7 protein-coding genes and 1 pseudogene are annotated in these 6,186 nt (G+C 72.3%); 5 read left to right on the top strand and 3 right to left on the bottom strand.

Going from position 1 to position 6,186, the window contains the following annotated elements:
* On the bottom strand, positions 1-209 hold a 209-nt coding region (locus ACZ38L_RS24685), incomplete at its 3' end, for a hypothetical protein (RefSeq protein ID WP_465697162.1).
* Between the two features lie 58 nt (positions 210-267).
* Here ACZ38L_RS24685 and ACZ38L_RS24680 point away from each other — a divergent pair.
* The 5 genes and pseudogenes from ACZ38L_RS24680 to ACZ38L_RS24660 form a co-directional block, all read left to right on the top strand.
* Positions 268-492 (top strand): annotated as a pseudogene (locus ACZ38L_RS24680) (globin family protein); the annotation flags it as partial.
* Positions 493-1,090: 598 nt separating this feature from the next.
* Positions 1,091-1,492 (top strand): hypothetical protein, encoded by a 402-nt coding sequence (locus tag ACZ38L_RS24675; RefSeq protein ID WP_465697160.1) that lies wholly within the window; start codon positions 1,091-1,093, stop codon positions 1,490-1,492.
* On the top strand, positions 1,483-2,217 hold the full coding sequence (locus tag ACZ38L_RS24670) for a (Fe-S)-binding protein (protein WP_465697158.1): 735 nt from the start codon (positions 1,483-1,485) through the stop codon (positions 2,215-2,217). The genes ACZ38L_RS24675 and ACZ38L_RS24670 overlap by 10 nt, the downstream gene beginning before the upstream one ends.
* Positions 2,214-3,659 (top strand): LutB/LldF family L-lactate oxidation iron-sulfur protein, encoded by a 1,446-nt coding sequence (locus ACZ38L_RS24665; RefSeq protein ID WP_465697156.1) that lies wholly within the window; start codon positions 2,214-2,216, stop codon positions 3,657-3,659. Before ACZ38L_RS24670 ends, ACZ38L_RS24665 begins: the two co-directional genes overlap by 4 nt.
* On the top strand, positions 3,656-4,315 hold the full coding sequence (locus ACZ38L_RS24660) for a LutC/YkgG family protein (protein WP_465697154.1): 660 nt from the start codon (positions 3,656-3,658) through the stop codon (positions 4,313-4,315). Before ACZ38L_RS24665 ends, ACZ38L_RS24660 begins: the two co-directional genes overlap by 4 nt.
* 261 nt (positions 4,316-4,576) lie before the next feature.
* Here the strand turns inward: ACZ38L_RS24660 and ACZ38L_RS24655 are convergent, their stop codons facing one another.
* Both ACZ38L_RS24655 and ACZ38L_RS24650 read right to left on the bottom strand, forming a co-directional pair.
* Positions 4,577-5,104, bottom strand: coding sequence for a GNAT family N-acetyltransferase (locus ACZ38L_RS24655; RefSeq protein ID WP_465697152.1), 528 nt, complete (start codon positions 5,102-5,104; stop codon positions 4,577-4,579).
* A gap of 48 nt (positions 5,105-5,152) precedes the next feature.
* On the bottom strand, positions 5,153-6,163 hold the full coding sequence (locus ACZ38L_RS24650; RefSeq protein ID WP_465697149.1) for an ATP-grasp domain-containing protein: 1,011 nt from the start codon (positions 6,161-6,163) through the stop codon (positions 5,153-5,155).
* Positions 6,164-6,186: the final 23 nt, after the last annotated feature.

Here is a 6,186-nt window from a genome sequence, read left to right as displayed (position 1 = left end):
GAGTCGTACTCCTTCTCGACGGCGGCGTCCCGGGCCGACTGCGAGGCCGAGGGCATCACGCCGACCCGGTAGGTCACGTGGGTCGGGAACGGGTGCGCGGGGGCGCTGGCGGCCCGTGCGGGGGGCGCCGTCGCCAGCGCGGTCACGGAGAGCCCGATCAGGCACCCCGTCACCACGGAGGCGAGCGGGCTCTTCCATCGGTTTCGCACGCGGAACTCCTTCAAGGGGGATCCGGCCCCGGCAACCCTTCCCGCGGTCGGTGGCGCGATCGGGGAGATCACCCCGCTCTTCTACCGCAAGCTGTTCGCCGCCCACCCGGAGCTGCTGCGCGACCTCTTCAACCGCGGCAACCAGGCCAACGGCAGCCAGCAGCAGGTGCTGGCCGGCTCGATCGCCGCCTTCGCCACCGCGCTGGTCGAGCACCCCGAGCAGCGCCCGGACACCGTGCTCAGCCGGATCGCGCACAAGCACGCCTCCCTCGGCATCCGCCCTCGCCGGCGTGCCGGTCTGGGTGGGCCCGGGCTCGTACGCCGCCTCGCGGAACGCCCCGAGCACCACGGCCGCCGTCTGCACGGCCTCCAGCCCCTTGCCGCGGCTGGCGGGTGATGCGCTGGGGGAACTGGCCGGGCGGTAGACCTTGGGGTGCACCGGGGCCATCGCGGACCGGGCGTGGGAGGCGGCCAGACGCCGGGGATCAGGCGGTGGGTGCGGGCGGCGGATCGACGCGCTCCGGGTACCGCTGCTGGCCGTCCACGGCTGCCGGCCGGACTGTCGATCTCCGACAGCGGCCTGATCTCCGGCCGGCCTGACCTCCATCCTCACCACGCTCTGCTCCGGCCTCTTCGCCTACCTCGCCGGGCGGTGGGCCGGCCGGCCGGCCGGGCCGCGGCCGCCCGTTCCTGCTCTGGGCGACGGTGGTGATGGGCACGATGCTGACCCTCAAGGCGGCCACAGCCGACCTCACGGTGGTCTACCTCTACAGCGCCTGCTTCGGCGCGGCGCTCGGCACCTACTACGCCGTCGACCTCGGCATGGTCGCGCAGGTCCTCCCGACGAACGCGACGCCGGCCGCTTCCTCGGCGCCTTCGCGATGGCCAAGAACCTCCCGATGGCCATCGGCCCGGCCATCGCCCCCGCCCTCCTGGCGCTGGGCCGGGACCCGCTCTCCGGCGGCTCGGACTATCTCGCCCTGTTCCTGCTCTGCGGGCTGGTCACCTTCGCCGGCGCCGTCCTGGTGCCACGACTGCGGGCGGGGTGTCAGCCGTGGGGAGCCCGCGCGCGGCGCACCTCCCGCGGGGCGAGGGCGAGGGTGACCTCGTGCTCGCGGTGGGCGGAGCTGACGGCGGCGGCCGTGTCGACGCCCGTTCCTGACGCACTGTGGGAGGATCTGCGCGCCGCGGGCCTGCTGCCGGCGGACGTGCCGGTCCCCGGGCCGGTTCCGAGGACGGAGAGGCCAGGAGTGCCGATGCGGACGGAGGGCCCATGCGGGTAGCCCTGTTCATCACCTGCTTCAACGACACGCTCTTCCCCGAGACCGGCAGGGCCGTGGTGCGGCTGCTGGAACGGCTCGGCCACCGGGTCGACTTCCCGCTCGGGCAGACCTGCTGCGGGCAGCCGCAGTTCAACACCGGCTACCGCCCGGAGGCACTGCCGCTGGTCCGCCGCTTCACCGCGGCCTTCGCCGGCTACGACGCGGTGGTCACCCCGTCCGGCTCCTGTGCCGGGATGGTGCGGGAGAACCACCCGCTGCTCGCCGCCGCCGACCCGGGGCTGCGGCGGGCGGTCGAGCGGGTCGCCCCGAAGGTGTACGAGCTGTCGGAGTTCCTGGTGGACGTGCTCGGGGTCACCGACGTCGGCGCGTACTACCCGCACCGGGTCAGCTACCACCCCACCTGCCACTCGCTGCGGATGCTGCGGGTGGGAGAGCGCCCGCTGCGGCTGCTGCGCGCGGTCCGGGGCATCGAGCTGGTCGAGCTGCCGGCGGCCGAGGAGTGCTGCGGCTTCGGCGGCACCTTCGCGGTGAAGAACCCCGACGTCTCGGCCGCGATGCTGGCCGACAAGATGCGCCACGTGCTGGACACCCGCGCCGAGGTGCTCACGGCCGGCGACAACTCCTGCCTGCTGCACATCGGCGGCGGGCTGACCAGGCTGTGGACCGGCGTCCGCACCGTCCACCTGGCGGAGGTCCTGGCCGCCACCGAGGGGGATGCACGATGAGCGACGGCCTGGTCTGGCTCGGCACGCCGGCCTTCCCCGAGGCGGCCCGGGAGGCGCTCGCCGACACCCGGCTGCGCCGCAACCTGCGCAAGGCGACCACGACCATCCGGGAGAAGCGGCTGCGGGTCGCGGGCGAACTCGACGACTGGGAGCGGTTGCGGGACAGCGCCGCCGCCCTCAAGCTCCGCACGCTGCGCCATCTCGACCGGTACCTGGAACAGTTGGAGTCCTCGGTCACCGCCGCCGGCGGCACCGTGCACTGGGCGGCGGACGCGGCCGAGGCCAACCGGATCGTCGCCGACCTGGTCAGGGCCACCGGCGAGCGCGAGGTGGTCAAGGTCAAGTCGATGGCCACCCAGGAGATCGGGCTGAACGAGGCGCTGGCCGCCGAGGGCATCGCCGCGTACGAGACCGATCTCGCCGAGCTGATCGTGCAGTTGGCCGAGGACCGGCCCTCGCACATCCTGGTACCGGCGATCCACCTGGGTCGTGCCGAGATCCGCGAGGTCTTCCGCACCAGGATGGCCGACGCGCCCGCCGAACTGACCGATGATCCAAGGGCGTTGGTCGAGGCTGCCCGGCTGCACCTGCGCCAGAGGATCCTCCGCGCCAAGGTCGCGATCTCCGGCGCCAACTTCGCGGTGGCCGAGACCGGAACCGTGCTGGTGGTGGAGTCCGAGGGCAACGGCCGGATGTGCCTGACCCTGCCGGAGACCCTGATCACCGTGATGGGCATCGAGAAGGTGGTGCCCGGCTTCGCCGACCTGGAGGTCTTCCTCCAACTGCTGCCGCGCTCCTCGACCGGCGAGCGGATGAACCCGTACACCTCGGCCTGGACGGGGGTGCGCGAGGGCGACGGACCGTCGGCCTTCCATCTCGTCCTGCTGGACAACGGTCGCACCGCGACGCTCGCCGACCAGGTCGGCCGGCAGACGCTCGGCTGCATCCGCTGCTCGGCCTGTCTGAACGTCTGCCCGGTCTACGAGCGCACCGGCGGCCACGCGTACGGCTCGGTCTACCCCGGGCCGATCGGCGCCGTGCTGACCCCGCAGCTGGCGGGCATCGGGCGGGCGGACTCGCTGCCCTTCGCCTCCACCCTCTGCGGCGCCTGCTACGACGCCTGCCCGGTGAAGATTAACATCCCGGAGGTGCTGGTGCACCTGCGGGCGAAGGTGGTGGACTCCAAGCGCGGGCGGACCGTCCCGACCATGGAGTCCCTGCTGATGCGGGCCGCGACCGAGGTGCTGGCCACACCCGGGCGGTTCGCCGTGGCACAGCGGGCCGGCGCGCTCGGCGGACGGCTGCTCGGGCCGCACGGCCGGATCGGGCGGCTGCCCGGTCCGCCGCACCGCTGGTCCGACACCCGGGACCTGCCGGTGCCGCCGGCCGAGTCCTTCCGCGCCTGGTGGCAGCGGAACCACCCGGAGGAGAAGCAGAGTTGAACAGTCGCGAAGAGCTGTTGACCCGGATCCGCACCGCGCTCGCGGACGTGCCGGCCGACGAGCGGCCCGAGGACGTCCCGGTGCCGCGCGACTACCGGCGCAGCCATGCCGGGGTCGACGTGGTCGGCCGCTTCGCCGAGCGGGTGGCCGACTACCGGGCCACCGTGCGCCGCACCAGCGAACGTGAACTTCCCGGACTTCTGGGCGAGTTGCTGGCGGCACGCGGCTCGACCGAGCTGGTGGTGCCGGACGGCTTCCCGGCCGGCTGGCTGCCGCCCGGCCCGCTCGCCGTCCTGACCGACTCACCCGCTCTGACTACCAATCAACTCGACGCGGCTGACGCCGTGCTGTCGACGGCCGCGCTCGGCATCGCGGAGACCGGCACCCTGGTGCTGGACGCCGGACCGGGCCAGGGCCGCCGCGCGCTGACCCTGGTACCGGACCACCACCTGTGCGTGCTGCGCGCCGAGCAGGTGGTCGGCGACCTGCCCGAGGCGCTCGAACTGCTCGATCCCACCCGACCGTTGACCTTCATCTCCGGGCCCTCGGCCACCAGTGACATCGAACTGGACCGCGTCGAGGGCGTGCACGGGCCCCGCGCCCTGGACGTGGTCGTCGTCACCACGGACACCCCGGAGGAGCAACCGCGCGGATAGCCCCGCACACCCGACCACCGGTCCGTACGCCCTGACCTTCCCGCTCGCCTTCGTCCTCGTCAGGACCTTCGAGCACGACGGCGGCAGGTGGAACCAGGCCCAGCACTACATGGCCGCGCCCGGGAGGCCGGGCGGGCGGCCCGGCTCTCCGCGATCCCCTGGCTCGTCCGGCCGCTGGTACTGGTGTTCCCGATCTGGCGGCGCCGCTGCTGGTGCGCGCCAGGAAGGAGGACGACGGGAAGGCACTGCCACGGGACGGCCTCACTCCAGGTCGAGCCACATCGTGACGTCGTCCCGGGCGTCGTCCGGGGCGACCCGGATCGCCCTGGGGACCCGGCCGACCTCGGTGTAGCCGCAGCGCCCGTAGAACGCCTCCAGGCCGTTCCCGCCGCGCAGCGTCAGGCGCAGTGCCTTCAGGCCCCAGCCCCGGGCGATCCGTTCCGCCTCCGCCATCAGCCGGACACCGTAGCCCCGACCCTGGCAGTCGGGTCGCACCATGACCAGCTTCAGCAGCCGCCAGTGGTCCGCCGGCGGGAAGCGGGGGTCCTCGAAGAACAGGACGCCGGCCAGCCGGCCGGTCGCCGCCTCGCGGGCGACCAGCAGCCGGTCGGCGCCGTCCGGGCCGAGGCCCGCGAAGTGCCTCTCCGCGGCGGCGCGCACCTCGGCCGCCGCCACCGGTGGCACGAAGCCGACGGCGCCACCCGCGTTGCTGACGTCGGTCCAGAGGTGGACGATCTCCTCGCGCAGGTCGGGATCGAGACCGGGATCGAGGGTGAGGAGCAGTGTCATAGGCGCACAGCCTATCCGCCCATTACTCGCACCGGCAATGACAGCCCGTCAGGAGAGCCTCCCGGCGGTGCGCAGGGCGGTGATCACGGCGTTGACGGCTTCCGAGGACCTGTCCTCGCCCGTGAGACGCTGGTGGTAGCCCAGCCCGCCGGGATTCTCCAGGTTGACCTCGATCACATAGGGGAAGGCCAGGTCGACACCGGCGTAGAAGATGCCGTGGTCCATCATCCGCTTCCCCAGCCTGCGGACGAACTCGTCCTCCTCCGGCGTGAGTTGGAGCGGCTCGTAGCGGGCACCGACGGTGGCGTTGGCCCGGTTGTCGTTCTCCCGGGGGAAGCGGAGGAAGCCGGAGACCGGCATGTCGCCCGCCACGATCACGCGCTTCTCGTTGCTGCGCACGTTCGGGATGTACGACTGGAGCACGGTGTGGCGCTTGGCCATCCCGATGATGTCGCGACCGTAGCTGGTGTAGCGCGAGGTGGCGTTCCCGGTGGCGGAACTCAGCAGCGCCGAGCGGTTGCGGTCCCGCTCGTTGACGACGAACACGTCGGCGCCACAGCCCTGGTTGGTGGGCTTGACGACCCAGGACCGGTCCGGGGCCGACTCGACCAGCCGGTTGAGGACCTCGTAGTCGTTCGACACGTACGAGACGGGCAGGTGTTCCGACGGCACCAGCACGCCCAGGTTGATCTTCGTGTTGAGGTAGAAGAGCGCGGCGGCGTCGTTGACGAACGGCACCCGCTGGTTGAGCTGCCAGATCAGCTGGAAGTAGTCGGTGGTCGCCTCGGGGTGGGTGCCGGCCAGCACCCAGACCAGGTCGAACTCCTCGGCCGGGGCGTAGGGTCGGCACAGCGCCCGGAAGTCACCGCCGTCGGCGAACTCCTCGGTCAGCCGCACCTGGTCACAGACGATCACGGAGTCGTGCACGCAGAGCGTGTCGATGTCCCCGACGTGGACCTGGTGGCCCTCGCGGTACAGCGCGCTCGGGATGATCGACTGGTTGTCGAAGAGTTTGAACTTGTGCGCCTCGGACACCAGAACGAGGATCTTGTACGGCAAGGGGTCACCTTTCTCGGGGTTCG

The organism is Kitasatospora sp. NPDC024654 (assembly GCF_055559155.1).
This window is presented reverse-complemented; position numbering and strand designations above follow the sequence as displayed.